30 protein-coding genes are annotated in these 26,168 nt (G+C 57.3%); 5 read left to right on the top strand and 25 right to left on the bottom strand.

The annotated features are described in order from the left end of the window. Window positions 1–234: 234 nt before the first annotated feature. From hpnE to CKV94_RS06880, 20 genes are all read right to left on the bottom strand, one after another. Window positions 235–1,524, bottom strand: a complete 1,290-nt coding sequence (gene hpnE, locus CKV94_RS06975; RefSeq protein ID WP_003824053.1) for a hydroxysqualene dehydroxylase HpnE — start codon at window positions 1,522–1,524, stop codon at window positions 235–237. Next, window positions 1,521–2,372, bottom strand: coding sequence for a presqualene diphosphate synthase HpnD (gene hpnD / locus CKV94_RS06970; protein ID WP_003824052.1), 852 nt, complete (start codon window positions 2,370–2,372; stop codon window positions 1,521–1,523). The genes hpnE and hpnD overlap by 4 nt, the downstream gene beginning before the upstream one ends. After that, window positions 2,369–2,890: a hypothetical protein gene (locus CKV94_RS06965; protein WP_035580750.1), complete on the bottom strand. Its 522-nt coding sequence runs from the start codon at window positions 2,888–2,890 to the stop codon at window positions 2,369–2,371. Before CKV94_RS06965 ends, hpnD begins: the two co-directional genes overlap by 4 nt. Before the next feature lie 155 nt (window positions 2,891–3,045). Then, window positions 3,046–3,894 (bottom strand): DUF2262 domain-containing protein, encoded by an 849-nt coding sequence (locus CKV94_RS06960; RefSeq protein ID WP_050754449.1) that lies wholly within the window; start codon window positions 3,892–3,894, stop codon window positions 3,046–3,048. Between the two features lie 306 nt (window positions 3,895–4,200). Beyond that, window positions 4,201–5,724 (bottom strand): amidophosphoribosyltransferase, encoded by a 1,524-nt coding sequence (purF, locus tag CKV94_RS06955; RefSeq protein ID WP_035580747.1) that lies wholly within the window; start codon window positions 5,722–5,724, stop codon window positions 4,201–4,203. Between the two features lie 4 nt (window positions 5,725–5,728). Further along, window positions 5,729–6,235: a CvpA family protein gene (locus tag CKV94_RS06950; protein ID WP_003824045.1), complete on the bottom strand. Its 507-nt coding sequence runs from the start codon at window positions 6,233–6,235 to the stop codon at window positions 5,729–5,731. Next, a complete protein-coding gene (locus CKV94_RS06945; RefSeq protein WP_003824044.1) occupies window positions 6,235–7,314 on the bottom strand; it encodes an SPOR domain-containing protein in 1,080 nt (359 codons plus the stop codon). Before CKV94_RS06945 ends, CKV94_RS06950 begins: the two co-directional genes overlap by 1 nt. A gap of 6 nt (window positions 7,315–7,320) precedes the next feature. Next, window positions 7,321–8,628, bottom strand: coding sequence for a bifunctional tetrahydrofolate synthase/dihydrofolate synthase (gene folC / locus CKV94_RS06940; RefSeq protein WP_003824043.1), 1,308 nt, complete (start codon window positions 8,626–8,628; stop codon window positions 7,321–7,323). A gap of 251 nt (window positions 8,629–8,879) precedes the next feature. Further along, window positions 8,880–9,284 (bottom strand): DUF302 domain-containing protein, encoded by a 405-nt coding sequence (locus CKV94_RS06935; protein WP_050754448.1) that lies wholly within the window; start codon window positions 9,282–9,284, stop codon window positions 8,880–8,882. A 209-nt stretch (window positions 9,285–9,493) separates the two neighbouring features. Beyond that, complete coding sequence (locus CKV94_RS06930; RefSeq protein ID WP_003824039.1) at window positions 9,494–9,790, bottom strand: hypothetical protein; 297 nt, start codon at window positions 9,788–9,790, stop codon at window positions 9,494–9,496. 5 nt (window positions 9,791–9,795) lie between these two features. Further along, a complete protein-coding gene (locus CKV94_RS06925; RefSeq protein ID WP_003824038.1) occupies window positions 9,796–10,152 on the bottom strand; it encodes a hypothetical protein in 357 nt (118 codons plus the stop codon). Between the two features lie 203 nt (window positions 10,153–10,355). Then, window positions 10,356–11,129: an exodeoxyribonuclease III gene (locus CKV94_RS06920; protein ID WP_003824037.1), complete on the bottom strand. Its 774-nt coding sequence runs from the start codon at window positions 11,127–11,129 to the stop codon at window positions 10,356–10,358. A gap of 58 nt (window positions 11,130–11,187) precedes the next feature. After that, complete coding sequence (locus CKV94_RS06915; protein WP_003824036.1) at window positions 11,188–11,508, bottom strand: hypothetical protein; 321 nt, start codon at window positions 11,506–11,508, stop codon at window positions 11,188–11,190. Window positions 11,509–11,537: 29 nt separating this feature from the next. Beyond that, window positions 11,538–12,008 (bottom strand): type IV pilin protein, encoded by a 471-nt coding sequence (locus CKV94_RS06910; RefSeq protein WP_003824035.1) that lies wholly within the window; start codon window positions 12,006–12,008, stop codon window positions 11,538–11,540. Between the two features lie 75 nt (window positions 12,009–12,083). Beyond that, a complete protein-coding gene (locus tag CKV94_RS06905) occupies window positions 12,084–12,479 on the bottom strand; it encodes a type IV pilin protein (protein WP_035580976.1) in 396 nt (131 codons plus the stop codon). 98 nt (window positions 12,480–12,577) lie between these two features. Further along, complete coding sequence (gene pdxJ / locus CKV94_RS06900) at window positions 12,578–13,309, bottom strand: pyridoxine 5'-phosphate synthase (RefSeq protein ID WP_035580741.1); 732 nt, start codon at window positions 13,307–13,309, stop codon at window positions 12,578–12,580. Between the two features lie 97 nt (window positions 13,310–13,406). Further along, on the bottom strand, window positions 13,407–14,636 hold the full coding sequence (locus tag CKV94_RS06895) for a DUF711 family protein (protein ID WP_035580738.1): 1,230 nt from the start codon (window positions 14,634–14,636) through the stop codon (window positions 13,407–13,409). Between the two features lie 41 nt (window positions 14,637–14,677). Next, on the bottom strand, window positions 14,678–15,418 hold the full coding sequence (gene recO / locus CKV94_RS06890; RefSeq protein WP_003824030.1) for a DNA repair protein RecO: 741 nt from the start codon (window positions 15,416–15,418) through the stop codon (window positions 14,678–14,680). A 68-nt stretch (window positions 15,419–15,486) separates the two neighbouring features. After that, window positions 15,487–16,464 (bottom strand): pseudouridine synthase, encoded by a 978-nt coding sequence (locus CKV94_RS06885; protein WP_003824028.1) that lies wholly within the window; start codon window positions 16,462–16,464, stop codon window positions 15,487–15,489. Window positions 16,465–17,052: 588 nt separating this feature from the next. Then, the gene (locus CKV94_RS06880) at window positions 17,053–18,348 is read right to left on the bottom strand and encodes a DEAD/DEAH box helicase (protein ID WP_003824024.1); all 1,296 of its coding nucleotides are present in this window, start codon (window positions 18,346–18,348) and stop codon (window positions 17,053–17,055) included. A 151-nt stretch (window positions 18,349–18,499) separates the two neighbouring features. Here CKV94_RS06880 and CKV94_RS06875 point away from each other — a divergent pair, with 151 nt between their 5' ends. Both CKV94_RS06875 and CKV94_RS06870 read left to right on the top strand, forming a co-directional pair. Further along, entirely contained in the window at window positions 18,500–18,808 is a 309-nt protein-coding gene (locus CKV94_RS06875) for a hypothetical protein (RefSeq protein WP_003824023.1), read from the top strand. A gap of 34 nt (window positions 18,809–18,842) precedes the next feature. Beyond that, complete coding sequence (locus tag CKV94_RS06870) at window positions 18,843–19,787, top strand: class I SAM-dependent methyltransferase (protein WP_003824022.1); 945 nt, start codon at window positions 18,843–18,845, stop codon at window positions 19,785–19,787. A 268-nt stretch (window positions 19,788–20,055) separates the two neighbouring features. On the opposite strand, the gene cyaY is transcribed toward CKV94_RS06870, so the two are convergent. Next, complete coding sequence (gene cyaY / locus CKV94_RS06865; protein ID WP_035580968.1) at window positions 20,056–20,379, bottom strand: iron donor protein CyaY; 324 nt, start codon at window positions 20,377–20,379, stop codon at window positions 20,056–20,058. Between the two features lie 76 nt (window positions 20,380–20,455). On the opposite strand from cyaY, the gene lptM reads away from it, so the two are divergent. Then, window positions 20,456–20,647 (top strand): LPS translocon maturation chaperone LptM, encoded by a 192-nt coding sequence (gene lptM / locus CKV94_RS06860; protein ID WP_003824020.1) that lies wholly within the window; start codon window positions 20,456–20,458, stop codon window positions 20,645–20,647. A gap of 209 nt (window positions 20,648–20,856) precedes the next feature. On the opposite strand, the gene CKV94_RS06855 is transcribed toward lptM, so the two are convergent. Both CKV94_RS06855 and CKV94_RS06850 read right to left on the bottom strand, forming a co-directional pair. Further along, on the bottom strand, window positions 20,857–21,498 hold the full coding sequence (locus CKV94_RS06855) for a hypothetical protein (protein WP_003824019.1): 642 nt from the start codon (window positions 21,496–21,498) through the stop codon (window positions 20,857–20,859). 68 nt (window positions 21,499–21,566) lie between these two features. Continuing rightward, window positions 21,567–22,808: a multifunctional CCA addition/repair protein gene (locus tag CKV94_RS06850; protein ID WP_003824018.1), complete on the bottom strand. Its 1,242-nt coding sequence runs from the start codon at window positions 22,806–22,808 to the stop codon at window positions 21,567–21,569. Between the two features lie 169 nt (window positions 22,809–22,977). Here CKV94_RS06850 and CKV94_RS06845 point away from each other — a divergent pair, with 169 nt between their 5' ends. After that, the gene (locus CKV94_RS06845) at window positions 22,978–23,607 is read left to right on the top strand and encodes an FG-GAP and VCBS repeat-containing protein (RefSeq protein WP_003824015.1); all 630 of its coding nucleotides are present in this window, start codon (window positions 22,978–22,980) and stop codon (window positions 23,605–23,607) included. Window positions 23,608–23,661: 54 nt separating this feature from the next. Here CKV94_RS06845 and CKV94_RS06840 read toward each other — a convergent pair whose 3' ends face one another. Next, window positions 23,662–24,258, bottom strand: a complete 597-nt coding sequence (locus tag CKV94_RS06840) for a phosphatase PAP2 family protein (RefSeq protein ID WP_003824014.1) — start codon at window positions 24,256–24,258, stop codon at window positions 23,662–23,664. Window positions 24,259–24,337: 79 nt separating this feature from the next. Here CKV94_RS06840 and gloB point away from each other — a divergent pair, with 79 nt between their 5' ends. Next, window positions 24,338–25,090, top strand: a complete 753-nt coding sequence (gene gloB, locus CKV94_RS06835) for a hydroxyacylglutathione hydrolase (RefSeq protein ID WP_003824013.1) — start codon at window positions 24,338–24,340, stop codon at window positions 25,088–25,090. Between the two features lie 84 nt (window positions 25,091–25,174). Here the strand turns inward: gloB and CKV94_RS06830 are convergent, their stop codons facing one another. Further along, a complete protein-coding gene (locus CKV94_RS06830; RefSeq protein WP_003824012.1) occupies window positions 25,175–26,110 on the bottom strand; it encodes a dihydroorotate oxidase in 936 nt (311 codons plus the stop codon). Window positions 26,111–26,168: the final 58 nt, after the last annotated feature.

Below are 26,168 nucleotides of genomic sequence, written 5' to 3'. Positions count from 1 at the left end.
GAGCCCGCCCGAAAAACCGCGCGGAGTGAGGGAAGTTTGGCAAAGCCAAACCTGTGTCCGCAGTCGCCTTTCTTTTGCTTCCTTTTCTTTGGCGAAGCAAAGAAAAGGAAGTGCCCCGCGCCGGCAGGAGGCGCAAGGGTAAACAAAACATACACGGAGCAGGCTTCCTGAAAACTAAAACGAGTTTAGCCTACTTTCAGCCTCGTATAAGTTTCTCTTTCAGGATGTTTCTCCTCACCCCGCATCTTTCAACAACAAAGCTGCAGCCTGCCGACCGCTTTGCACGGCGGCTTCCAGCGTGGCGGGGTAGCGCGGGTGGAGGTAGTCGCCAGCGAGGTAGATATGCTGATGGCGCAGCCAGGCAGTGGGGATGGCAGGGTTGTCGGTGCGGCTGGCGGTGGTGGCGCGTTTTTCGGTGATCACTTGGGCGGCAGTGGGGCGCGGCAAGTGCGGGCAAATGCGCCGCAAATCGTGCTGCACGCGCCTGACCCACTCTTCGCGGCTGAGTTTGCCGTATTGGTCGGACAGGGAAATCACAGCGGACACTTCGCCGCGCCCGAAGCCGAGCGCATCGCGGTCGATAAACCATTGCGCCGTGCCTTCGGCCAGGCCGGTAATCGGCGCGGGCAGCTCGGGCGAAACGGGATAACGCAAATACACGGTGGTGATGGCGTGATATGCCAAAGCATCCAGCGCAGTGGCAACCTCAGGCGGGGCGGCCTCTGGCAGCAGTGACGGCACATGATAGGGCGCAACGGCCAACACGGCGGCATCAAAGGCTTCGCCGTTCACCAACAGGCTACCTGAAAGCGTTTGTTCAATCTGCGGCACACGCGTTTCCAGCCGGATTTGTGCGCCGTATTTTTGCAGGCGCCGGCACACCGGCTCGGCAAACAGCTGCCCCAAATCCTGCTTGGGCAGCAAGAAATCGCTGGCTGCGCGCTCCGCCCACACGCCGTCGCGCAGCACATTTTGCAGGCGTTGCAGCGAAGCCTGATCCAAAGCGGTGTTCATTGCGCCCCACACCAAAGGCTGCCAAAACTGCTGCTGCAAACGGTGCGATACTTGCTGCTGCCGTAGCCAAGCAGCCACGGGAACATCTTCCGCCAAGCGCAGGCTTTGTAAGGCACGCATCTGGCGCAGCAGCGCCGTTTTCTCGCCCCAACCGATACCGCGTGCGCCCAACACGCCGAAAAGCAAATGCAGCGGCGCACTCAGGCGACGGGCGGCAAATTGCAGGCCGTCGGCCAAATGCCATTGCAGCGGCAGACGCAAAAATGCTTCTTCTTCGCGCACGCCGCAGCGCGCCAGCACATCCAGCACCTGCCGATACGCGCCCACCAAAATATGCTGGCCGTTGTCGGCATGGGCAAAACCGCTGCCGCCGCCCAACGCGCGGGCGCGGCCACCGCACTGCCGCCCGGCCTCAAACAGGGTGATTTGCGCCCGGCCGCACAGCGCTTCCGCCGCCGAAAGCCCCGCCCAACCGCCGCCGATAACCGCCACACGCGGCGCGGCGCTCATGGCTTAAACCCCAAGAGCCAGGTTTTCAGGGCAATCCGCGCTTTGCGCGGCTTCGGAATCGCCAGCTTGTAGCGCAGCACATTGGCCGCGCCGTCGCGCTCGATTTCGTTTAAGAGCGCGTAGTAGATGGCGGCCATCACCAGCCCTGCCTTCTGGCCGCGCCGCTCGGCAGCAGGCAGCAGAGCCACGGCTTCGCTGTAGGTTTGGCGGGCACGGGCTACCTGAAAAGCCATCAGCTCGGCAAACTCTTGGCTGTTTCGGCGTTGCAGCAAGTCGGCGGCGGGCACGTTGAAGCGCTGCAAATCTTCCACCGGCAGGTAAATCCGCCCGGCCACCGCGTCTTCGCCCACATCGCGGATGATGTTGGTGAGTTGCAGGGCCAAGCCCATTTTGTCGGCATAATCCAGCACGGCGGCATCTTGGAAACCGAGGATGCGGGCAATCAGCCGCCCCACCACCCCGGCCACGCGCTGGCAGTATTGCTGCAAGGTGGCGAAATCGGCATAACGCGCCGGGGTCAAATCCATTTCCACGCCGTCAATCACGGCGGCCAATTCGTTTTCAGGTAGCCCGTAGGCCGGCGCCACTTCGCGCATGGCCTGATTGACCGGATGCTCCGGCAAGGCCGCGCCGTGAAACACCTTGGCCGCATCCTGCCGCCACCAGGCCAGCGTTTGCGCCGCCACGGCCGGGTCAGCACAGTCGTCCGCCACGTCATCGAGCTCGCGGCAATAGGCATACAGCACCGTCATGGCACGGCGTTTTTCCGGCAGCAGAAAGCGGAAACCGGCCAGAAAACTGGAGCCGCTCTCTTCGGCTTTTTGGTGGCAGTAGTCGTATGGGGTCATGATTTTTGAATTTTGATAATGGTGGTCGGGGCGGCTTCGCGGAAATAGGTTTCCGGCACGCGCAGGTAAAGATAGAGGATGACGGCGCTGAAGCAGAGCATATCTAGCCATGGAATGAAGAAAGGCCTGTTATCGAAAATCGTAGAGCCGAAAATGTCCCTCTCCACCCAAACGATTAACTGGTTGCCGACCAGCCACCCAAAATGCAGCAGGCCTCCACACAAAAATACCACACGCGCCCATTTATGGCGATACCACAATCCCGCTGCACATAACAATATCCCAAACGACACCGCAAACGGTTCAATACTCCCGAGGATGAAATGGATGAATACGATTCTCGGGCTGATTCTGTACACTTCAAGCATCTCCCATTCAAACCTCTCCCAACTACCGGCCAACTTGCCCATCGCAATAATCATCAGCAGCGGCCAAGCAATGCCGTACGCCAGCAGCAGCGGGCACAGGATGGTCAAACCCAAAGGGCGTGGCGAGGGAGTTGGAGAAGCAGTATCCATCTATCAGATTCCTTGGTTATCGGGGAAATCATCCGGTTGCCTAAACAGTCCAAGTACTATTTTCCATTTTGCCGTAGCTGATATTTTTCAGGTAGCCTCAAGAGGGCGGAGAGGCTACCTGAAAATCCTCATCAGCCCGTAATCAAACAGCATATTCAGCCCGCAATATACGCATCATCCGGCTCGCCGTCCTTCCCGCCTTCCACCAGAATCACGTGTCCGAAAAACAAATCGCCATCGTCGTAGTAGGCAGTGAACCCTTCCTTCTGCAACGCGAGCTCGGACAATTCGATACAACGCGCAAACGCTTCAGCATCCAGACTTTCCGGCGGCACGACTGGCTCGTCGGTTTCCTCCTGCCAGTTTACCGCGTCTTCCAGCAGCTGTTCGGCGGCAAAACGGCGCCAGCAGCGGTCGAATTCAGCAGCTTGGCTGTGCAGGCGGCGCAATAGGGCGAGGGCTTGATTGGCGCTTTCTTCATGGCCGGCATCGACATCAAGCAAAATATGCACTTCCTGCCCCAACCAATCGGCATGGCCTTCAAAGCTGGCGAAATCGCGGTTGAGGGTAAATTGGCCGATGCCCGGCTCGTTCAACACCACCGGCGTCAGATAATGCTCCAGCTCGGCCTGCAAGGCGGGCGAATCCGGGTTTTCTGCCAAGATTTCCAACAGCATAAAGCAAGGCATGGAAAAGTCTCTGTCTTCACGCTGCGGCCGCACGCGCAGGCGGTAGATGCAGTTGGGGCGCAGGGAAAAGCGGTAGTGTTCGGGGACGGTGCTTTCTACCAGCCATTCGAGCCGCACGGTTTGTCGGTGGCATTGGCCGTCGGCATCGATATAGGCGGCACAATGGCGGCTGGCCGTCCACAACACATCGCGCCCGCCCTTGCCCGCACCACCGCCGCTACTGCTATCAGTAAGCACCAGGATTTCCTGCTCCTGCGACTGATAGAGCTGATCGAAGGTTTGCTGCTCTTGGCAGATACGTTTTTTGTTACTCATCACTTGGTCTCCTGAGGCAAAGGCTACCTGAAAATGGGGTTTCAACGAAGTGGGGCGATGTCTTAACCTAGCTAAGGCTGCTTTGCGGCGCGATATGGCGGACTAACAAAATTGGCACAAGGCGGCAAGCCACAAGTAATACAGACATCCGGCCAGGCAAGCCAGCGCTGTAGCGATTTTTGTTAGTTCCCGATAACAGGCGTATTATCTAGTTTTCAGGTAGCTTTTTCACATTTGAGGTTACCTGAAACCGCCCTACCCCGCCAAACCAAAGAAGCCGGCCTCAAAGCCGGCTTCCGCCATTTATTATTCCCGTAGCGAATCCACACGGATGCTGTGTTCCATCTGGCCGGCAGGGGCTGTGCTGCTGCCTTTTGGGCGATCGGAAAGGCGTTTCAGGTAGCCTTCGTCGATGTCGCCGGTGGCGTAGCAGCCGTTGAAGCAGGAGCTGTCGAAGCCTTCGATGGCGGGGTTGAGCGCGCGCACCACGTTTTCCAAGTCGTCCAAATCTTGGAACACCACACCGTCGGCAGAAATTTCGGCGGCAATTTGCTCGGCGCTGCGGCCGTTGGCAATCAATTCGGCGCGGGTGGGCATGTCGATGCCGTACACATTGGGGTAGCGCACTTCAGGGGCGGCGGAGGCAAAATACACTTTCCGCGCCCCGGCGGCGCGCACCATTTCCACAATCTCGCGGCTAGTGGTGCCGCGCACGATGGAGTCGTCCACCAGCAGGATGGATTTGCCGGCAAATTCGCTGTCGATGGGGTTGAGCTTCTGGCGCACGGATTTTTTTCGCGTGGCTTGGCCGGGCATGATGAAGGTGCGGCCGATGTAACGGTTTTTGATGAGGCCTTCGCGGTAGGGTTTACCCAGGTGCATGGCCAGCTGCAAGGCGCTTGGGCGGCTGGTATCTGGGATGGGCATCACCACGTCGATTTCGTCTGCCGGCAGGCTGCGTTTCACTTTTTCTGCCAAGGTTACGCCCATATCAAGCCTGGCTTGGTACACCGATACGCCGTTCATCACGGAATCGGGGCGGGCAAAATACACATATTCAAACAGGCAGGGCAAAAGGCGCGGCGCTTCGGCGCATTGGCGGCTGTGGAACTCGCCGTTAAAGCCGATAAATACGGCTTCGCCCGGTGCGATATCACGCACCAATTCGTAGCCCAAACCGGGGAAAACGATGGATTCGGAAGACACCATATAAGCGGTGCGCCCCGCTTCGTCGGTAGATTTGCCCAACACCAACGGGCGGATACCGTGCGGATCGCGGAAGGCGAGCATACCGTAGCCGGCAATCAGCGCCACCACCCCGTATGCGCCGCGCACTTGGCGGTTGAGCGCAGCCACGGCATCAAACACATCGTCCACTTCCAGCTTGCTGCGGCTGCCAATCACGTGCTGCAACTCGCTGGCCAACACATTGAGCAGCACTTCGGAATCAGAGCCGGTATTGATATGGCGCAGGTAGCGGCGGCATAAATTGGCCTCAAGCTCTTCGGGGTTGGTGAGGTTGCCGTTGTGCGCCAGCACGATGCCGAAGGGCGAATTCACATAAAATGGCTGCGCCTCAGCACTGCTGCCCGCGTTGCCGGCGGTGGGATAGCGCACATGGGCGATGCCGGCATTGCCCACCAGGTTGCGCATATCGCGCGTGCGGAACACATCGCGCACCATGCCGGTATCTTTATGCATATGGAGCATCTCGCCCTCGGCGGTTACGATGCCCGCCGCATCCTGTCCGCGGTGCTGCAACACCTGCAATCCGTCATACAGTAACTGATTCACCGGCTCAAAAGCCACCATGCCCAATACGCCACACATAAATTCACTCCCCCGGCGCTTGCCGGTAGTCGACACGATCCGCCATAAACGGCGGCAGATACGGCACGGCCAGTTGGGCCAAGCCCTCAAAAACAAATGCGGTTTGCGAATGCTGCCATTCCTCGCTCTTCGGCAAATCGGTAAACGCGCAAACCAGCACCGCCAGCGTTACCGCCAGCACCCCCTTTACCGCGCCAAACACACCGCCAAGCAGGCGGTTTGCCCCGCCCAACCCGGCCGCGCCGGCAGAAGAAGTGAGCAAGGTTTGCAGCAGCCGGAACAGCAGCCGCGCCAGCAGGAACACGCCGATAAACGCGGCCACCACCGCCAGCGCATGCGGCTTGAGGCTACCTGAAAGCCAGTCGCCCACTGATGGAGCAAGCAGCTTGGCCGCCAGCAGCGAGCCCAGCCAAGAAACCAAGCCCACCAATTCGGCCACCACGCCGCGAAACAGCGAAATCAGGGTAAACGCCGCGATCACCAGCAGCGCAAGATAGTCAAACAAAGTCATCAGCGCTCCAGCAGGATGCCGTCCAGCCCCTGCGATTTAATTTTGCCCATTGCCTGTCCGGCGGCCTGGCGGTTGGGATATGAGCCGGTGCGCACGCGGTAGAGCGCGTTGCCGCCTTTGTTGGCCGGCGGCGCCACATAGGCGCTCACGCCCGCATCGGCCAGCCGTTTTTGCACGGCGCGTGCCTGCTCTTCGGTGGTGTAAGCACCCACCTGAATCACCATGCGCCGCTCCGTCTGCGCCGCTTGATTATCGGCAGCTTTGCCATTACCGGCCACATGGTTGGCAGCGCGGTTGTTCAAAATATCTTCCGGCGAGAGGCGGTTGCCGTTTGGCTTACGTTCCTGCCGACGTTCAGCTGGGCGGCGGCGCTCGGCTGGTTTCTGTTCGGTCGGCTTCGGTTCAGCCGGTTTGCTTTCGGCACGGCGCTCATTCGGCTGCACGGCCGGCGTTTGCGGTTTCACGCCCTCGGCGCGGCGCGGGGTTTCCGGCACGGCAGGTTTGGCCTGCGGCTGGGCTGCCGGTTTATTGTTTTCCGCCGGTTGCGCGCGCGGCTCGGCAGGCACCGGCTTGGCTTCTACACGCGGCTGCAGCGCAGGCTTGCTTTCCGCCCGCACCGGCGGCGCAGCCGGGCGGCTCGGTGGTGGATTGGCCGCGTTGCCGGAGTTGGCCAGAGGATTGGGCAATACCGTGGTGCGCGCCTCCACCGGCTTGGCCGGTTGCACGGGCTGCGGCGCAGGCGGAGCAGGTTCCACAACCACTGCTTCCGGCTCAACAGACGGCGCAGATACCGGCTGCGGCTGCATTTCCACCGCAGTGTCGGCATCAGTCGGCACTTCGGCCACCGGCTCGGGCAGCGGCTGGGTTTCCACCACCATGGAAGCCGCAGTTTCGCTGCCGCCGCTCACGGTGATTTCGCCCGGCGCAGCAGTATTTTGACTGCTGCCCATCACTTTGGCCAGCAGCAGCGCCACCACCGTAGTGAGCAGCAGCGCGCCCACCAAGCGGCGGCGGTTTTTGCGCTTAATCTGCTCGTATTCTTCCAGATGGCGCCAATTCGGGTTGGATTGGGGTGGCATAATTCCTTATTCCTGTTGCGGTGCGCCCATCACTTCGGCCACCGTATGAAACGAACCAAATACCACGATTCTATCATTTTCCCCCGCCTCCGATAAGGCGGCACGATAGGCCTCGCCCACGCTGGCAAACAGGCGAACATTGGCCGCTCCCGCCGCTTCCAGATGCTGCTGCAAGGCTTCCGCCGAAAGGCCGCGCGGCAGCGGCAGCGGGGCAACCAGCCATTCGTCGAACTGGTCTTGCAGCAGGGAAACCACAGTGTCGATATCTTTATCGGCCAACATGCTGAACACCGCCAGCCGTTTTTCGGCAAACGGCAGCGCCATCAGGCTGCGACGCAAAGCACGGGCGGCGTGCGGATTATGGCCGACATCCAATATGGTAAGCGGGCGGCCGGGCAACACCTGGAAACGGCCGGGGTGGCTCACCAGCAACAACCCGCGTTTGATGGCGCCGATATCCACCGGCAGCCGTGCATTTAAGCATTCGAGCACGGCCAGCGCGCAGGCGGCATTGCCCAGCTGGTAGCCGCCGCGCAGGGCGGGAAAAGGCAGCGCGTTGCGGTTGCGGCTACCTGAAAACAGGCGGCTGTGCTCAGGATGAAAGTGAAACGACCATTGCTGCTGCTCCAGCTTGCTGAAGCCGAAATCGCGCCCGGCCAGCAGGAGGTCGGCGCCGATGGCTTCGGCGTGGCGGCGCAACGATTCGGGTGGCGGGTTTTGGGCGCAGACAGCAGGTTTGCCCGCGCGGAATACGCCCGCCTTTTCAAAGGCCACCTGCTCCACTGTGTCGCCTAAAAAGGCTTGGTGATCCAAATCCACCGACGTTACCACCGATACGTCGCCGTCAAAAATATTCACTGCGTCCAACCGGCCGCCGAGCCCGACTTCCAGAATCATCACATCGGTTTCAGCGCGCCGGAAAATATCCACGGCGGCCAAGGTGTTGAACTCGAAATAAGTGAGTGCGGTATCGCCGCGTGCGGCTTCGATGCGCTCGAAAGAGGCGGCAATGGTTTCATCGGCAGCAGGTTGGCCGTTCACGCAGATGCGCTCGTTGTAGCGCAGAATGTGCGGGCTGGTGAGCATGCCGGTTTTGAAGCCGGCGGCGCGGTAGATGCTTTCCAAAAAGGCGCACACCGAGCCTTTGCCGTTGGTGCCGGCCACCACGATTACGGGGCATTGCGGCTGCAAACCCATCCGCTCTTTCACCGCGAGCACGCGCCCCAAGCCCAAATCAATGCTGCCGTGGCTGTGGGCGGTGCCGCCGGTGTAGGCGGTTTCAAGGTGGGTGAGCCATTGGGAGAGTGTTTTCATTTGTTCAACCTTGTTTGAGGGCTACCTGAAAATGCCAAACGGGTTTTCAGGTAGCCTGTATGCCGGTATGGGCGGCTTGGCGAAGGCTAGCTGAAAATAACAGTATCGGTCGGCATTACCGTGCCAAGCGCTTGCTGACCCGGATTTTGAACGGTGCTTTCAGGTAACCTGCTTTAACTGACGAAGGCTACCTGAAAACGGTTAAACCTTTTCAGGTAGCCTTTTGCCGCCGCATTATACCGCAGCAAAATTCAGCCCGGCACACTCTCCAGCGCGGCGGCAATCAGTGCGCCCGTGGCGGCATCGATTTGCGCGGCGGCAGTTTCGGCCGCATCCAAACCGCGCTCCGCCACAAGCGGCAACACGCGGCGGTACAGCACCTGCACGCGGCCGTTTTGCTCGTACACCAACACTTTCAGCGGCAGCTCGGCAGCCAGCAGCAAATCGGCCTGCATCAGCGGCGTACCTTTGGCCGGGTGGCCGACAATCAGCAGGCTGGCAGGCGCCAGCGGCAGGCCGTGCTCGGCGGCCAGCGCGGAATGTGGGATTTCGGCAAACAGGGTAATCTGCTTGGCGGCAAAAGCCTGTTTCAACACGGCCAGCGTTTCGGCAAAACCGAAACGGCTGGGCAGGATAAGGTAGTTGGGATTGGTCATAGGGTTGAATCCTGTGTGCAATAAAAAACCAATAAAGTATGCCGCGTTGGCACGGCCGTTTTTTAGCGGGAATCCTGCCGATCCACCGGCTTGCTCCATTTCTTCCGCGCCTGCCCCCACCTCGCCCACACGCGCAGGCGGCGCAGGCCTTCGGCATCGGCGGAATCCGGCCACACGGCTTGGTAAATCTGCCGGCCGCCGTCGGTTTGCTAGTGCAAGAGTTGCAACCACGGCAACACCACGCCGCCGCGCAAGGTGGCCGCCACGGCAATTTGCTGCGACTGCAAAAACAGCACGGCCTCGCCGCCGCTGCCCACTGTGAGGCCGCCGATTGGCAACGGCCGGCGCAGGGCATACCAAGCGGCGGAAGCGGTGAACGCGAGGCCGATCAGGCGCAGCCAATCAGCGAAATACAGCAGCCAGATAACGGCCAGCCACGCCCATGCAGCCAACTGCAGCACACGCTGCAACCGCGAAGGCCGGAAGGCTACCTGAAAAGGCTGCACGGCAGCTACATCATGTTGTCCACCACAGGGCTGACGCGGATATCGTCGTCATCCGTGTCCAACACCATGTCGTGGAATTCGAGATCGAAAAAGCGGGTGAATAGCTCGGGCGTGAGCTCCGGCCATTGCTCCTGCGGCACTTCCCACGAAGCAATCTCGCCGCTGAGCACCTCGCGCCAGCGTTCGCCAAACAGGCCGGCGCTCTCTTCGGGCGTATCGGCCTGCGCCAACAGATACACGCTGCAATTGCTGCGAATTTGGGCAAGGGTGAGGTCGGGCAGGTCGTCGCCGGTGCTTTTGAGCCAGGCGAGGAAAGCTTCGGTGGGCTTCACCACCACAGCGCTGCGGTCTACAAAATACATGGTATTTCCTCGGGTTGGTTTTCTCGGTTTCAGGTAGCCCTGAAACAGATACTACAGGCTACCTGAAAGCGTACAGTTCAAAATTATCAAACGCTTAATATGAACAATCGGCTTTTCAGGCAGCCTGCCGGGCAAGATGCGGGCTACCTGAAACAGGTTTTCCGACATGTCGGATTTCTGAGAAACCGGAACGCCGGCATCCGCTACAGCGGATAATCGTAATCCACCACCAGCGGGGCGTGATCGGAGAATTTCTCCTGCTTATAAACATGGGCGGAGCGGGCGCGCTCGGCCAGGGCGGGCGTGGCCATTTGGTAGTCGATGCGCCAGCCCACGTCTTTGGCATACGCCTGGCCGCGCTGGCTCCACCAGGTGTAGCCGGGCATTTCGGGATAGAGCGTGCGCCAAATATCCACCCAGCCCAGTTCGACAATCACTTTGCCGATCCACTCGCGCTCCTCGGGCAGGAAGCCGGAGTTTTTCAAGTTGCCTTTCCAGTTTTTCAAGTCGATATTTTGGTGCGCGATATTCCAATCGCCGCAGATCACGATATCGCGGCCTTGGGTTTTCAGCTCGCGCAGCATCGGGTAGAAGGCTGCTAAGAAACGGAACTTCAGCTGCTGGCGCTCTTCCGAACTGCTGCCGGAAGGCAGGTAGAGCGAAATCACCGACAAATTGCCGAAATCGACCTGCACGAAGCGGCCTTCGGCATCGAATTCGGCAATACCCATGCCGGTTTGCACGCGATCCGGCTCGCGTTTGCTATACAGCGCCACGCCGGAATAGCCGCGTTTCTCGGCGCAGTGCCAAACGCCGTGCATACCGTGCGGGGCTCTCATGCTGTCGTCCAAATCGGCTTCTTGAGCCTTGAGCTCCTGAATGCAGACGATATCGGCGCCGCTTGCTGCTAGGTATTCATAGAAGCCTTTTTTATAGGCAGAACGGATGCCGTTTACATTGGCAGAAATAATGCGCATGGGTTTTCCAAATAAGATTATTGTTTGATTATACAGGGAAGAAGGCTGCCTGAAATGTTCAGGTAGCCTGTTTAGCCAGCGTTTGACGCCACACCAAATAATCACGTAACGGCGGCATGGGCGGGTTAATGCAATGCGGGCAAATGCCGGTTACATCTTCATCATCAAACTCTTGGTGGAAGGCATCCGGATCGAAACGGGACTGCTGCATAACAGCCTGCACCAACGCCTGCTGCTGCACCACATCAAATTCATAACCACTCAAAATTTCAGCCAGCAGATCGGTTTCTGCTGGGCTGAAAGAGGCAATATTGTTTTGAATCATGCGTGCGTAATCGGCATTCTGAATTTTTTGTTGTAATAAAAGAGTAATGCTCATCAAAATTTGAATTCTAATTAAAGAAAAAACTAATGCAATAATTCGCATTCTTGGTCGATATTATTACCGCCGGAAAACACTTCTTTATTATCGCAACGGCTACGGCTGCTTTGGCAAATCCGTACCGTTTGATCTTGGTTAATCAATAAAACCCGTGGCTCTTTACTCACATCAAAAGCCACGGCTTTAATTGTATATTTATCTCCCAGCACCCCGCGCGCATTGCCTTGGAATTTAATACAGAAATGCTGCGTTTGGCTAACCGCCAACGCCGGCCAAGTGGTGGAAGTGGCTTTAAACGTGCGGTTTCGCGCATAAAAACGCTCCATTGCCCGGCTATTTTCCAATAAAGCAGCATTGGCCTCTTCCAAACGGGATTTACGCACAAACGATTGGTATGAAGGATACGCAATGGCCGCCAAAATCGCCACTATGGCAATAATGATCATCAGCTCCATCAGTGTGAAGCCGCGCCTAGTGGAAACAAATAAGCCGTTCATGCTGCCACTCCTTAGGGAAGTAACTGAGTAGACAGTATAAACGGCTTCAAGATAGAAGTGAACCTATTTTAGATACTAGAATTGTTCACAATTATCCATACCAACCTTATCACAACGGCTGAAAGAACCAGCGGTACTACTATAATACAACCCTTTTGATTCATTAGGGTTTTTATTATTTGGCTTAGCTATAATCTCATAGTTATCCGCCCCAGGGCTGCTTGCTGCAAATGCGATATCAAAAAAATCTGTGCTTGCCGGGGCAGGTGCACCCTTAAAAGTTCTATTCTTGGTATAGAATCGCTCCATATCACGAGCTGTCGCCATGATACTAGCTTTTGCCTGCTCCATCCTAGTCTTACGTATGAACACGTCATATGAAGGATAAGCAATACTAGCTAACACAGCAATAATCACTATTGCCACCAATAATTCAATTAATGTAAACCCCCTTGCATCTAACTTTTCCATATACACCCCATTAATCATTTCAAACTATAGATATTTATTATTATTAATAATAACAATCTGTTAAATAAACAATGAAATTACTATTCCACTAAATAAATTCAATCCGGCTGACTCCGAGCCCGATAAATCTCTTCTTTCATTTGGCGTATCGCTTCCGGCAAGCCCAAAAACACGGCTTGCGCAATGAGCGCATGACCGATATTCAGCTCGCGAATCGGCAAAATCCGTGCTACCGGCGCTACGTTGTGAATCGTCAAACCATGCCCGGCATTGACCACCAAACCCAATTCCGAAGCAAAATATGCCGCTTCTTCCAAGCGCAACAATTCGTTTTGTCGAACGGTATGCGAAGTTGCATCGGCATACGCGCCAGTATGCAACTCTATGGCTTGTGCTCCAACATCACGAGCAGCCTTGATTTGCTGCTCATCCGCATCGATAAACAACGAAACGCGGATGCCGGCAGTATTTAATCGCTGCGTAAACTCCGCTACTGTCTGCTGTTGCGCCAGCACATCCAAGCCGCCTTCGGTGGTTACCTCCTGCCGTTTTTCCGGCACGATGCACACATCTTCCGGCTGCACCTGTAAGGCGTTATCCAACATTTCTGTCGTCAGCGCCATTTCCAAATTCATGCGGGTGCGGATTGCCTGTTTGATGGCGAACACATCTGCATCTTTGATATGGCGGCGATCTTCGCGCAAATGCAAAGTAATTAAATCCGCGCCGTGAGTTTCGGCAACCAAAGCCGCCTCCAACGGACTAGGATAGCGCGTACCGCGCGCATTACGCAAAGTGGCAACGTGGTCGATATTAACGCCCAACAGCATCTTCTTTCCTTTCGGGTATCGAATTTTGCAATTTAGCTTCATGACTCACGCCGCAAAGGTAACTAAGCAACCGGCGTGCCATCTGCACGAAGCCGTTCTAAGGTATTGCCAACACCACACAATTACACAAGTCATCGCTCTCAAATGCCGTAATCTCGCCCGCCTCCAATCCGGGAACGGGGAACAGGCGTACAGTGAGCGGTTTGTTCAGGCGGAAGGCCATGGTGCCGGTGTCGCACATGATGTCGGCAATTTTCTCCGCCGGAGTGCTACCGGCAATCGGCACGGTATCCAAACCAATACCGCATACGCTACTATAAGTGAGCAGGGAGCGGATATCGAATTGTTGCTTGCGGGTGGCCTCGGCCAAGCCTTCGTCTTCGGTTACCGCCAGCATCAGGCCGGAAAAACCCACGGCCTGCACCCGCTCCAGCGACTTGAACACACGGGTAAGCAGTGCGGATACTTCCACCGTACCGGCTGTGCCGAAATACGACACGCGCATCAGCCGATACAGCTCCACCATTGAAGTACAATTCTTTGACGGCGCAGCCGAAGTATCCATGCCAGCATAAGCCCAACCTGCATCCAGAGGCGTGTCGGCCACACATTGCTGCACACGGTCGATGTGGTATTGCAGCGCCTCGCGCATGGCCGAATAGGCTACCTGAAAATATTTGGCATGCTCTGCCGGCTGATTATTTAATCCACGTAAGGCGGCGGCCAGCAAATCCGGCGTTTCCAAGCCCAACACAATACAGTTGCCCTGCTCTGCGCGGTGGTAGCCGGCGGGGAAATACGGAATCAGCGGCCGGCAATTGAAGTTTACCGTGAAATTGAAATTGCCTTCGCCGCGCGGCGTAATGCGGCCGATTTCCTGAATAGTCGCCACGCACAACTCAATGGTTTGCCTGTCTAAAAAACCATTCTCATCCATGCCCACATTCACACAGGCATTGCACAAATCGCCGTAATCGCGAATCAACTCCGGCAGCAGGGCGATTTCGTGCGCACCTACCGCCTCGCCAACAGCAAAACGGATACGCATCACCTTTCCGTGATTCAATTCCTGCAAAATCTGCTGGATACGGGCCAAACCCTGCTTGGCGGTTTGCGCGTTTTCGGTATCCAAATATTCGCCGAATGGGTTTGACACCAGCCGTACCGACTGCACGGTATAGCCCGCCCGGGCAAACGACTCGGCCAAACGGTCGCATTGGCGCTTGGCTTCCTCCAACACACCAGCCCATAAATTACTATTTTTATTCAAACTGATAAATGCAGTAATCGTCCGCACGCGGCAAAGTTCGGTGTTGTGCAAATCCACTTCGTTTTTCCTCAAAACATGATGTGACTGGAGGATAAAGGCTACCTGAAAGCCTGTATCTGCTGCAACACCTGCCGCGATTTAATCCCTTCCGGCAGGCGGAAATCCAGCAGCAGGCGGGTAATCCGGCGTGCCTGCTGCAAAGCGGAGGTATCGGTAAATTCGCCGTTTTGCAGCTGAATCAACACATCGCCATCTACCGCCACGCCAGGCTGCACTTCTGCCGGCGTCAGGCTATGCCGTTGCTCCAACGGCAATACCGCATGTTCCGGCTGTAGCCAGTATTGCCGATCGGCTTCCACCGGGCAGCCCGCGCTGTCTTTCTGCAAATCCGGTGCATAGCCTGCTAACGTGAGCAATGTCCACTCAAACCGGCGCAGCACGGCGGCATGATTCGGCTCGGTGCACAAAGTGCGCATCACCTGCCGCAAAGCCTCATACAACGCAGGCTGCGGGTCTTCCCTGGCAGTGAGTTTCTGCACCAATTCATTCACATACAGCCCGCTCAGCAGCGCCCTACCCTGCGGCTGCGGCCAGCCGCCCAGCCATTCGGCGCGATGTAACGTTTTCAGCTCTTCCTTGCCATACCAGGCTACCTGAACCGGCACAAACGGCACCAACACGCCGCGTAATTCGCTCTGCCGTTTGCGCGCGCTGCGCGCCACCACTGCCACCCGCCCATAATCGCGGCTAAACAGCTCCGCCAGCAGGCTGGTTTCGCGCCACGGCGTGGCCGACAACAAAAACGCCGGTTGGGAATCAATGCGGTTGGGCTGCTTCATAACTCGTTAAAGAACAATGGGAAAGCGGCTATTTATTTTTCAGGTAGCCTTTAATTGGCAGCATACCATCAGCCAGGCCGGCGGCGGCTATCCGGCAGCGGCAAATCCGCCCATTTCATCACTGAGGCCACTTCCGCCGCGTTCAGCTCATAAAACTGCCCACGCTTCAATCGGTTGGGCAAACCAATCGGCCCAAACCCAGTGCGCACCAGGCGGCTTACAGTAAGGCCAAAATGCTCGAAAATGCGGCGCACTTCGCGGTTGCGCCCCTCTTTGAGCACCACATTATACCATTTGTTCACGCCTTCCCCGCCCTGGCTGTGGATGCGTTCCACCCGCGCCAGGCCGTCTTCCAGCATCACGCCCTCGCTGGTGAGCAGGCGCATCTCATCCATGCCCAACTCGCCCAACACGCGCACCGCATACTCGCGCTCCACTTCGAAGCTCGGGTGGGCAAAACGGTTGGCCAGCTCGCCGGAAGTGGTGAGAATCAGCAGGCCGCTGGTATTGATGTCCAAACGGCCGATGGCCACCCAACGGCTGCTCGCCGCCTGCGGCAAGCGGTCGAAAATGCTCACGCGCCCCTGCGGGTCGTCACGCGATACAATCTCGCCTTCCTGCTTATAATATAAAATGATACGCGGCAATCGATCCGGCCATTTCAGCTTGATCACGCTGCCTTTCACCAACACCTGGTCTTCCGGCTGCACCTTATCGCCCAGCTGCGCCACCTTGCCGTTCACCGTTACCCAACCGTTTTGAATCCACTCCTCCATCTCGCGGCGCGAACCCACGCCCGAAGCGGCCAGTGCCTTTTGCAGGCGCACCGGCTCGATGCCGCTCAAATCGGAACGCTGTTCCTGCAAACGGCGCACTTGGCTCTGCACTTTTTGGTTGGCCGGGCGCACTGCCAGCTTTTTTGCTCGCGCCACGCGGGTTTTCGGCGCTTTCTCCGCTTCCGGCCGCTGCTGGCGCTTAGGGCTACCTGAAACTTTTTCATCGGCGCGGCGCGGATTACGTTTATTAGAATCGCGTTGGTTTTTCATATGGTTACACTCCTAACTCGTGATATTCATCAACGGTTCTTCTGCGGCAACAAGCGGCAGGGTTGGGGGAAAGAATGGAATAGGCTACCTGAAAACGAAGCCTCAATGAAGTAAAACAATAGGGCTGCTGCAAAGCGAACATCAGCAACACCATCTGTTTTTCAGGTAGCCCAAACGGTATCGCCGTTCAAAATAGAAACCAGTCCATCCCGTGAAAATGAGGTGTTTTAGCCACGGTTTACGTTTACGGCACAATGTGCCGTAGATTGGCTGTTTTGCAATCTGCTCGAAAAGCTGCGTTTTTGGGTTTGGCTTTAGGCGTCTCCCCGACACAGCGTTCATCTACAGGGAAGCGTTCTCGCTACACCCAAACAAGCCAATTATCTTACTGTAAGCCGGGCAAACAAGCCAATCGCTCGAGCAAGCTAAGGGCTACCTGAAAACAATACGGCAATTTCGTGCCGCTTCCCAATTTTCAGGTAGCCTTTATTATTGACAGCCAGCTGCTACCAAACCGGCCATAGCTCAAACACTTATTTTCCCCTGCTGTGTCGCTTCGCCCAACAGGGGAAAAATGGTTCAACCATATCAGGCGCGGCGGCCTTGGGCGGCTGGTTTGCGGGCTTTGCCGCGCGGATTGCCGGCGGGGCGGCCGAAGGGTTTGCCGCTACCGTTGGGCTTGCGGCCGCCTTTTTGTTTCCAACCGCCGCCTTTGGCTTTGCGCGGGGCTTTGCTGCGCTTGCGAGTGGGCTCCATGCCTTCGATGGTGAACTCGGGCAGCTTGCGGCCGAGGTATTTTTCGATTTTGTGCACCGCCACGTATTCGTTCACTTCGGCAAAAGTAAGGGCAAGGCCGTGGCGGCCGGCGCGGCCGGTGCGGCCGATGCGGTGCACGTAGTCTTCGGCCTGTTTGGGCAGGTCGTAGTTGATCACGTGGGTGATGCTGGGCACATCGATGCCGCGCGCGGCCACATCGGTGGCCACCAGCACTTTGATGCGCCCTTTGCGCAAATCCATCAGCGTGCGGTTGCGCCAGTTTTGCGGCATGTCGCCGTGCAGGCAGTTGGCGGCGAAGCCTTTTTCATAAAGTTCGTCGGCCAGCTGTTCGCTCATGGCTTTGGTACTGGTGAAGATGATGCACTGGTCGATATTGGCATCGCGCAAAATATGGTCGAGCAGGCGGTTTTTATGGTTTTTGTCGTCGCAGTAAAAGAGCTGCTCGTCGATTTTGCCTTGGTTGTCTTCGCGCTCGATTTCAATCACTTCGGGATTTTTAGTGAGCCGGCGGGCGAGCTTGCCCACGGCGCCGTCCCAAGTGGCGGAAAAGAGCAGGGTTTGGCGGCTTTCGGGCGTAGCGGCCACGATGGTTTCGATGTCGTCGATAAAGCCCATATCCAGCATGCGGTCGGCTTCGTCGAGCACCAGCACTTCAAGGCGGTCGAAATCGATGCGGCCGCTGCGCATGTGGTCCATCAGGCGGCCGGGCGTGGCCACTACCAAATCAATCGGCTTGGCCAGCGCTTTGATTTGAAAACCGAAAGACGAGCCGCCCACCAGGGTGACGGTGCGCAGCCATTTCATGTTTTGGGCGTAGATTTTGGCGTTTTTTTCCACCTGCGCAGCCAGCTCGCGCGTGGGCGTGAGCACGAGGATGCGCGGGCCTTTGCCGGATTTGTCGCTGCGGCGGGTGATGCGCTGCAGGCTGGGCAGCAGGAAAGCGGCGGTTTTGCCGGAGCCGGTTTGCGCCGAAGCCATGATGTCGCGGCCATCGATGGCGGCAGGCAGAGCTTGGACTTGAATGGGGGTGGGCTCGATGTAACCGGCAGAACGCAGGGCGGCGAGCAAGTTTTTATCGTGCAGCAGGTCGCTGAATTGGATGGTCATGTGTTTCCAAAAAGGACAACAATACTTTCCGCCCGCACAAAACGGGCAGCCGCGAAGCAAAAGGATGCGCTAACAGAAAGAGGCGGGGTCAGTTCGCTTTCAACACTAGGGCGGGCCGCAAACGGTACAGGCAGTACGGCAAAACGGGCTCATGCAGCAAAGAAAACGAGGGCAACCGCTGGAGGTTACGCAAAAGATTGTCGCAAGCAAAGCGCTTGGAGTGGCATCGGCGACAACCTGCGAAGCAGAGAAGGATTGCACGCAAAATGCGGCAAACAGACGCAGCTGTAAAACTGCGGGGGCTGAAGACGATGGCTTCGAACAAAAAAGAGGCGGCATCTTAGGCGTTTGCTTGGAATCGGTCAAGCAAAATCTTTGGATTTACACCTATCTACCGAAAAGGCTACCTGAAAGCCACAGTTGCCCGTTTGGAGCGACGGGGCAATTAACCGTAAAATAGCCGTATTCCTTTTCCACTTTTCAGGTAGCCTCACATGAGCGAAATCACCGCCTTTGCCAACCGGCTGGGTAAAAACGCCAAACACCTCATCAAATGGGTGCGCCGGCAAAACATCGAAGCCTGGCGGCTCTACGACCGCGACATCCCGCAATACCCCTTCGCCATCGACATCTACGGCAACCACATCCACCTGCAGGAATACGACACCGGCTGGATCATGCAGCATGCCGAATACGAAGCCTGGCTGGCCGAAGTGGTGGAAGCCGTGCAATTCATCACCGGCTTTCCCGCCGAACACATCCACCTCAAACAGCGCAGCCGCCAGCGCGGCAGCAGCCAATACGAAAAAACCGGCCGCAGCGGCGAAGATTTTATCGTGCACGAAAACGGCCGCGCCTTCTGGGTAAACCTCGACAAATACCTCGACACCGGCCTCTTCCTCGACCACCGCAACACCCGCGCCCTCGTAGGCAGCGAAGCCCAAGGCAAACGCTTCCTCAACCTCTTCTCCTACACCGGCAGCTTCAGCGTATATGCCGCCACCGGCGGCGCCGTTAGCAGCGAAACCGTCGATTTGTCCAACACCTATCTCGATTGGGCGCGGCGCAACTTCGAGCTTAACCGCATCAACCCCGAGCAGCACCGCATCATCCGCGCCGACGTCTTCCAATACCTGCAAACCGCCGCCGCCGAAGGCAAACGCTTCGACCTCATCGTGATGGACCCGCCCAGCTTTTCCAACAGCAAAAAGATGCTCGACATCCTCGACATCCAGCGCGACCACCCCCGCCTCATCCGCGAAGCCATGCAGCTGCTCGAACCAGGTGGAACGCTTTATTTCTCCAACAACCTACGCAGCTTCGAGCTCGAACCCGCCGTGGCCGAACGCCATGCCGTGGCCGAAATCAGCCGCCAATCCGTGCCCGAAGACTTCCGCAACCGCAAAATCCACCGCTGCTGGACAATCAAACACCGCTAAAGCAAAGGCTACCTGAAAACATCCAAACCGTTTTCAGGTAGCCTTTTCATTTCCATTAAAGCCAAATGCTTCATCCATCATTTGTCTACACCATTTTCAGGTAGCCTCTTTTCACGCATTCAAGGCCAGCTGCAAAATAAAAAACAGAATCCAATAGCAAGCCCCTTGGCAACGAACCAGACAAACTAAAGGCTACCTGAAACGCGGCACGGCCATGGTTTCAAGTAGCCTTTCATCTATTCGCAACAGCTGCGGCATCCGGCCCAAACTACAGCGGCTCAATCTCTACCGTTTCGCCCGCCGCCGCGCCCAGCACTTCGTTCAGCATGGCGAAAAAGCCGCTGCCGTCGCGGGTAGAGCGCCATTCGCCCTCGCGCAGGGCGAAGTGGTAACCGCCGCTTTTGGCGGCAATCCACAGCTCTTGGTTCGGCGTGTGGCGGTTTACGATAATCTGCGTGCCGTTGTCGGCCTCGATGGTGAGCACATTGCCGTTGTGTTCGCAATCGAAATCGGCGCCGCACTGGTCGAGCTGGTCTTCGATGTGGGCAAACAACTGGTCGGAATAGCGCAAAAATTCGGTTTCGTTCATGATGGTTTGTGCACGGCGGCTTTTTTGTTTAAGATGCGCCATCTTGCCACAGCCGCCTGTTTCAGGCAATTTCGAGTTGATGATGATGCGAACCCTGCTCCCCGCCCTTGCCGCCGCCCTGCTTTTAAGCGCCTGCGGCTATAAAGGCGACCTCTACCTGCCCAAAGAAAGCGACCGCGCCCGCTTCGCCCCCGTGCAAACCGGCCTGCAATTCAGCCCCATCGCGCCGATGCCCGATGTGCAGCCGCAGCCGCTGCCTGCCGACAAATAACAGCAAAATGCTTCGGCCATACTTTTTCAGGTAGCCTCTTTCCAGCCGGAGGCTACCTGAAAATATATAGTGGATTAACAAAAATCAGGACAAGGCGGCGAGCCGCAGACAGTACAGATAGTACGGCAAGGCGAGCCAACGCTGTACTGGTTTTTGTTAATTCCCTATAACTACGGCGCTATTGCCTATCCCGCCGCTCCAGCCCGGTTTCACTTCTTCGGCGGCAGGATGCTGCCGGTTTCGGCGGCGCGTTCTTTCCAGATGGGCAGCCACTGGGCTACGCGATCTCGACGTTCCTCGTTAATGGGGCGAACCGTTGGGAAATCACCATTAATAAAATGTTCTACATATTCAAAATCTAATACAACTGCCCGTGCAATACAATCACCCAGCCCTTCGTAACTATACATACTACATGGCTCAGGAAATTCGCCATAGATAGGGTAGTTAGTCAAGAATTCTTTTTCATCCGGATTGCTAAAATAACGTTCGACCAAATCCAAACCGCGTTCGAAAAAATCACGGATATAGGCTTCAGCATCAGGTAAAGTATGCACCAATTTCTGATAAATCATGGCATGATTGTGTGCATCAGGGCTAAGAATAGCCATTCCAGTAGTCCATTTTGGCATATGTATACCCTGAAAACTCTCTCTAACAACCTTAGCAACAGATTTATTAAAAACAAGTACATATGGCATGGCTGATAGATGCAGCACCCAACCCGGATCAATCCAAATCTCTGAATGTTTCAACGTTTTATTTTTAAAAACACTCGCCTTATATTCCCAGCCGGGATACTCCCCCGCCAAGCGAACGCAAAATTCTTTCACATCTGATTTGTTCAACATACTTTCCCTTTCCGTTTTATCCCGTTTGTCTGACCGCGTATTTCCCGCTGTGCCGATGCCTGCGCTTTTCAGGTAGCCTTCCCTTGCTCCCGCCGATACGCCTCCTGCAAGGGTTTAATCCGCGCCAACCTATCGGCGGCGATGGCTTCGGCGATGCGTTGCGGTTGCTCGGCGTGGGCGGCGGCGATGGCGGCGGTGTCGGTTTGTTGCGCGGCGGCGAGCAGGGCGAGCCAGTGTTCGCGCTGCGGGTAGGCGGCGTGTTCGAAGCCGAGGCGGCCTTGCGCGTCGGCGCGGCATACGTTGAGCATGGCGGAGAAGCGTTCGGGGCGGCGGTAGGCATCGGTTTGCTGCAAAATTTTGGCGGCGGTTTGCGGGCGCAATTCGGCCGCCTTATGCAGCCGCCCGTGCCAGCGGCACACTTGCACGGCCAAGTCGGCGCAGGCTTTGGGCACTTTCCAGCGCTGATTAACCGCCTGCACCAGCGGTACGCCGGCTTCCTCGTGGCCGTGGTGTGCGGGCAGGATTTCGGGCGCGGTGGCGGCTTTGCCTAAATCGTGCAGCAGCGCGGCGTAGCGTTCGGGCAGGCTCAGGCCGGCATCGGCGGCGCTTTGAAGGGTGAGCAGGGTGTGGATGCCGCAGTCGATTTCGGGGTGGTAGTCTGCGCGCTGCGGCACGCCGAACAGGGCTTCCACTTCGGGCAGCAGCACGGCGAGCGCGCCGCATTGGCGCAGCACTTCAATCATGCGCACCGGCCGCGCCTCCATCAGCCCTCGCGCAAACTCCTGCCACACGCGCTCGGCCACCAGCGCATCGGCTTCGCCGTTTTGCACCATATCCGCCATCAGGCGCAGGGTTTCGGGGGCTACCTGAAAACCGTAGCGGGCGGCAAACCGCGCGGTGCGCAAAATCCGCACCGGGTCTTCGGCGAAGGCGGGGGAAACGTGGCGCAATATGCCCGCGGCCAAATCAGCCTGCCCGCCGAAGGGGTCGATAATCTGCCCGGCCGCATCCTGCGCCATAGCATTGATGGTGAGGTCGCGCCGTTGCAGGTCTTGCTCCAGGGTAACGTCCGGCTCGGCGTGGAAAGTGAAGCCGGCATAGCCGCGCCCGGTTTTGCGCTCGGTGCGCGCCAGGGCGTATTCTTCATGCGTTTCGGGATGCAGGAACACTGGAAAATCCTTGCCCACCGGCTGATAGCCCGCCGCGAGCATGGCCGGCGCATCGGCGCCCACCACCACCCAATCGCGGTCTTTCACTTCCCGCCCCAACAAGGCATCGCGCACCGCGCCGCCCACCAGATAAATCTCCATCTGCCCTTTTCCTGTTTGCAGTTCGTCCAAACCGAATCATGCCCGATTTGCCCCGTTTTGCCAAAACCGCCGACTCAGGCTACCTGAAAACATATCCACCTATATCAAGCCAGCCACCTGATTTTGCTGCTACAATCTGCTTCAATCTTTCCCCGCCTTGGAGATCGCCATGAAACCAGCCCTACTGCTCCTGCTCGCCATTCTGCCCCTAACCGCCCACGCCCGCAGTCTAACGGTAGATGCAACTAACCTGCCTCCCGGCTGGCAGGCCGAAGTGCAAAGCGACAGCTGCGACAGAGATGGCTTGATTTGCATGGGCCCAGCCCAAATCACCCTGCGCCACGGCAGCTTCTCGCAAAGCTTCCGCAGCGAACAACTCTCTTTCCACAACAATGGATTGTGGCCAAGTGATGTGCAAATGGGCGACTTCAACTTCGATGGTAAACCCGACCTGGCCATCCGCAACGGCAATGGCGGTTCCTACGGCAGCCCCAGCTACGATATCTATGTGCAAACCCAATCCGGCCGCTTCGTTAAAAGCCGCGAGCTCACCGAGCTCGCCTCCGCCTACATGGGCCTGTTCCGAATAGACCCTGCCCGCCGCACCCTGAGCACCGAATCCCGCGACGGCTGCTGCTTCCATATCGAAGAAACCTGGCAGATTATCCCCGGCCGTGCGCCACGTAAAATCGCCATCACCACACGGGACAGCCGGCAAGGCAACGGCGCCTACACCGAAGTCATCACCAGACGGCTGGTGAACGGCCGCTGGCGGCAAAGCGTGCGCCGCGAACGCTAATACCCAGCCGCCCTCCGTAAAAAAGGCTACCTGAATATTCAGGTAGCCTCTCGTTTATCCCAACATCAGCCAGCCATACAGCTTAAACACCAGCCAGCCCAAAAACGCACCGGCGGGCAAATCCATCAGATAATGCTGCTTGGTAAACATACAGGAAAGCGCAATCAACACCGGAAAGGCAAACGCCACCGCGCCCATGCTCGGGTAGGCATACATGGCCGTGAGCATCGCCACCGAAACGTGCATACTCGGGAAGCAGTTGGTGGATTGGTCGAACTTCTGCACAAACAGCAAAAACTTCTCCGAAGCCGTTTTGCCCGTGTTCACACTGCGCCAGTGCGGCGGCGTGGACACCGGCCACAGCCAGAAAAACATCATTTGCACAAACAGCAAAATCAAAAAGCTAAACGCCGTCATCACAAACTGGCGCGAATCCGTCATCAGCCAGTTTAAATACAAAATTGCCGGATAATACAAAAAGCTATACACCCACGACCACCAAGCCACAAACGGAATCTTCTCATCCAACGGCGAATGCAGCACCTGCGCCGGCCGCAGCGGGTGGCGCTGGGTGAAAAAATAAAACTGATACGCCCCCACAATCAAAATCCCGCTCAACACCAAATTCACTACATAATCCACAGCAGTCATCTGCCGCTCCCTTATCGTGTAAAATGTTGTGAAGGCTAGCAACCGACCATCTTTTTGTCAATTTATTAACATCGCCACCATGCTTAAAATCACGCCTATTCCCGCCCTTGCCGACAACTACATCTGGCTGCTCCAACAAGGCAACGAAGCCGTCTGCATCGACCCCGGCGACGCCGCCCCCGTAATAGGCTACCTGAAAGCCCACGGCCTGGCGCTGCGCCAAATCTGGATTACCCACCACCACGCCGACCACACCGCCGGCCTGCCCGAGCTCATCCGCCAGTTCCCCGACTGCCGCGTTTACGCCAACCACGACATTCCCCACGCCACCCACACCGTAGGCGAAGGCAGCCACTGGACGCTCTGGCAAAACCAAGTGGAAGTTTGGCACACCCCCGGCCACACCCAAACCCACCTCAGCTACTTGCTGCAAGCGGACGGGCAAGCCCGGCTCTTCTGCGGCGACACCCTCTTTTCCGCCGGCTGCGGCCGCATCTTCGACGGCCCCCCCGCCCAACTCTTCGCCTCCCTGCAACGCATCAACAGGCTACCTGAAAACACCCTGCTCTACCCCGCCCACGAATACACCGCCGCCAACCTGCGTTTCGCCGCACACATCGAGCCGCACAACCCCGAAATCGCCCGCAGCCTGGCCGCCGCCGTGCACACGCCTACCCTGCCCGTATCCCTCGCCCACGAGCGGCAAATCAACCCCTTCCTGCGCACCGCCGATTTTCAGGTAGCCTCCCGCACCGCCGAACTCAGCAACCAAAGCCTGCACAGCGAAGAACAAGTCTTCACCGCCCTGCGTGAATTGAAAAACCATTTTTAAAACCTGCGGCAGCTTGGTTGCGGAGATAAAAAGGCTACCTGAAATTTTTCAGGTAGCCTTTATTATTGGATACGCCGATTGCGGTTAGTCCAAATATTTCAATTTGCCGCGGAAATCGTTCAGCGTTTCATAGCCTTTTTCAGCCATGATGGCTTTCAACTCTTCGGTGATGCGGGTGAAGGCGGGCACGCCTTCTTTATGCAGGGTGGTGCCCACTTGCACCATGCTGGCACCGCACAGGATGTGTTCGAAAGCATCGCGGCCGGTGAGCACGCCGCCGGTGCCGATGATTTGAATGGAAGGGTTGAGCCGCTGGTAGAAGGCGTGCACATTGGCCAGCGCCGTGGGTTTGATGTATTCGCCGCCGATGCCGCCGAAGCCGTTTTTGGGGCGGATGATCACGGTTTCGTCTTCCACATACAGGCCGTTGCCGATTGAATTAACGCAGTTCACAAATTTGAGCGGGAATTTGTTGAAGATGGCGGCGGCTTGGTCGAAGTGGACGATATCGAAATAGGGCGGCAGCTTGATGCCCAGCGGTTTGCTGAAATAGGCAAAGGCATCGCCGAGGATTTTTTCCGTGGTTTCAAAATCGTAGGCAATCTGCGGCTTGCCCGGCACATTGGGACAGGAAAGGTTGAGCTCGGTGAGGCCACTAAAGCCGCTCTCCTCCACTTTGCGCAGGAGGGAGTGGGTTTCGCTGGGCGACATGCCCACCAGGGAGAGGAAGAAGGTGCGGTTCGGCTCGCGGTTTTGCAGGTCGAGCAGGTAGTCGAGGTAGTAATCGATGCCGTGGTTGGGCAGGCCCATGGAGTTGATGCTGCCCAGCGGCACGTTGCGGTAGCGCGGCTCTGGGTTGCCGGCGCGCGGCTCGAGGGTGGCGGTTTTGGTAACAAAGCTGCCGGCGGCGGAGTTTTTCACTTCTTCCAATTCGGCAATGCTCATGCAAGCCACGCCGGCGGCGTTCATGAGGCAGTTGTCAAACGAGAAACCGGCAATCTGGGTTTGGGTGCTGGGCATGGGAGCTCCTTGATTGATGGTTGAACGGCGGCATTGTACACCGAACAGGAACATGCCG

The organism is Eikenella corrodens (assembly GCF_900187105.1).
Lineage (GTDB): Bacteria > Pseudomonadota > Gammaproteobacteria > Burkholderiales > Neisseriaceae > Eikenella > Eikenella corrodens.
The sequence above is the reverse complement of the archived record's forward strand: the minus strand, read 5'-3'. Positions and strand labels throughout refer to the sequence as shown.

What these genes read in the sequence shown, in the direction of transcription:
- hpnE (WP_003824053.1), bottom strand. Translation starts at nt 1,524, where the DNA reads ATGAGCGCCGCGCCGCGTGTGGCGGTTATCGGCGGCGGTTGGGCGGGG.
- hpnD (WP_003824052.1), bottom strand. Translation starts at nt 2,372, where the DNA reads ATGACCCCATACGACTACTGCCACCAAAAAGCCGAAGAGAGCGGCTCC.
- CKV94_RS06965 (WP_035580750.1), bottom strand. Translation starts at nt 2,890, where the DNA reads ATGGATACTGCTTCTCCAACTCCCTCGCCACGCCCTTTGGGTTTGACC.
- CKV94_RS06960 (WP_050754449.1), bottom strand. Translation starts at nt 3,894, where the DNA reads ATGAGTAACAAAAAACGTATCTGCCAAGAGCAGCAAACCTTCGATCAG.
- purF (WP_035580747.1), bottom strand. Translation starts at nt 5,724, where the DNA reads ATGTGTGGCGTATTGGGCATGGTGGCTTTTGAGCCGGTGAATCAGTTA.
- CKV94_RS06950 (WP_003824045.1), bottom strand. Translation starts at nt 6,235, where the DNA reads ATGACTTTGTTTGACTATCTTGCGCTGCTGGTGATCGCGGCGTTTACC.
- CKV94_RS06945 (WP_003824044.1), bottom strand. Translation starts at nt 7,314, where the DNA reads ATGCCACCCCAATCCAACCCGAATTGGCGCCATCTGGAAGAATACGAG.
- folC (WP_003824043.1), bottom strand. Translation starts at nt 8,628, where the DNA reads ATGAAAACACTCTCCCAATGGCTCACCCACCTTGAAACCGCCTACACC.
- CKV94_RS06935 (WP_050754448.1), bottom strand. Translation starts at nt 9,284, where the DNA reads ATGACCAATCCCAACTACCTTATCCTGCCCAGCCGTTTCGGTTTTGCC.
- CKV94_RS06925 (WP_003824038.1), bottom strand. Translation starts at nt 10,152, where the DNA reads ATGTATTTTGTAGACCGCAGCGCTGTGGTGGTGAAGCCCACCGAAGCT.
- CKV94_RS06920 (WP_003824037.1), bottom strand. Translation starts at nt 11,129, where the DNA reads ATGCGCATTATTTCTGCCAATGTAAACGGCATCCGTTCTGCCTATAAA.
- CKV94_RS06915 (WP_003824036.1), bottom strand. Translation starts at nt 11,508, where the DNA reads ATGAGCATTACTCTTTTATTACAACAAAAAATTCAGAATGCCGATTAC.
- CKV94_RS06910 (WP_003824035.1), bottom strand. Translation starts at nt 12,008, where the DNA reads ATGAACGGCTTATTTGTTTCCACTAGGCGCGGCTTCACACTGATGGAG.
- CKV94_RS06905 (WP_035580976.1), bottom strand. Translation starts at nt 12,479, where the DNA reads ATGGAAAAGTTAGATGCAAGGGGGTTTACATTAATTGAATTATTGGTG.
- pdxJ (WP_035580741.1), bottom strand. Translation starts at nt 13,309, where the DNA reads ATGCTGTTGGGCGTTAATATCGACCACGTTGCCACTTTGCGTAATGCG.
- recO (WP_003824030.1), bottom strand. Translation starts at nt 15,418, where the DNA reads ATGAAGCAGCCCAACCGCATTGATTCCCAACCGGCGTTTTTGTTGTCG.
- CKV94_RS06885 (WP_003824028.1), bottom strand. Translation starts at nt 16,464, where the DNA reads ATGAAAAACCAACGCGATTCTAATAAACGTAATCCGCGCCGCGCCGAT.
- CKV94_RS06880 (WP_003824024.1), bottom strand. Translation starts at nt 18,348, where the DNA reads ATGACCATCCAATTCAGCGACCTGCTGCACGATAAAAACTTGCTCGCC.
- CKV94_RS06875 (WP_003824023.1), top strand. Translation starts at nt 18,500, where the DNA reads ATGCAGCAAAGAAAACGAGGGCAACCGCTGGAGGTTACGCAAAAGATT.
- CKV94_RS06870 (WP_003824022.1), top strand. Translation starts at nt 18,843, where the DNA reads ATGAGCGAAATCACCGCCTTTGCCAACCGGCTGGGTAAAAACGCCAAA.
- lptM (WP_003824020.1), top strand. Translation starts at nt 20,456, where the DNA reads ATGATGATGCGAACCCTGCTCCCCGCCCTTGCCGCCGCCCTGCTTTTA.
- CKV94_RS06855 (WP_003824019.1), bottom strand. Translation starts at nt 21,498, where the DNA reads ATGTTGAACAAATCAGATGTGAAAGAATTTTGCGTTCGCTTGGCGGGG.
- CKV94_RS06850 (WP_003824018.1), bottom strand. Translation starts at nt 22,808, where the DNA reads ATGGAGATTTATCTGGTGGGCGGCGCGGTGCGCGATGCCTTGTTGGGG.
- CKV94_RS06845 (WP_003824015.1), top strand. Translation starts at nt 22,978, where the DNA reads ATGAAACCAGCCCTACTGCTCCTGCTCGCCATTCTGCCCCTAACCGCC.
- CKV94_RS06840 (WP_003824014.1), bottom strand. Translation starts at nt 24,258, where the DNA reads ATGACTGCTGTGGATTATGTAGTGAATTTGGTGTTGAGCGGGATTTTG.
- gloB (WP_003824013.1), top strand. Translation starts at nt 24,338, where the DNA reads ATGCTTAAAATCACGCCTATTCCCGCCCTTGCCGACAACTACATCTGG.
- CKV94_RS06830 (WP_003824012.1), bottom strand. Translation starts at nt 26,110, where the DNA reads ATGCCCAGCACCCAAACCCAGATTGCCGGTTTCTCGTTTGACAACTGC.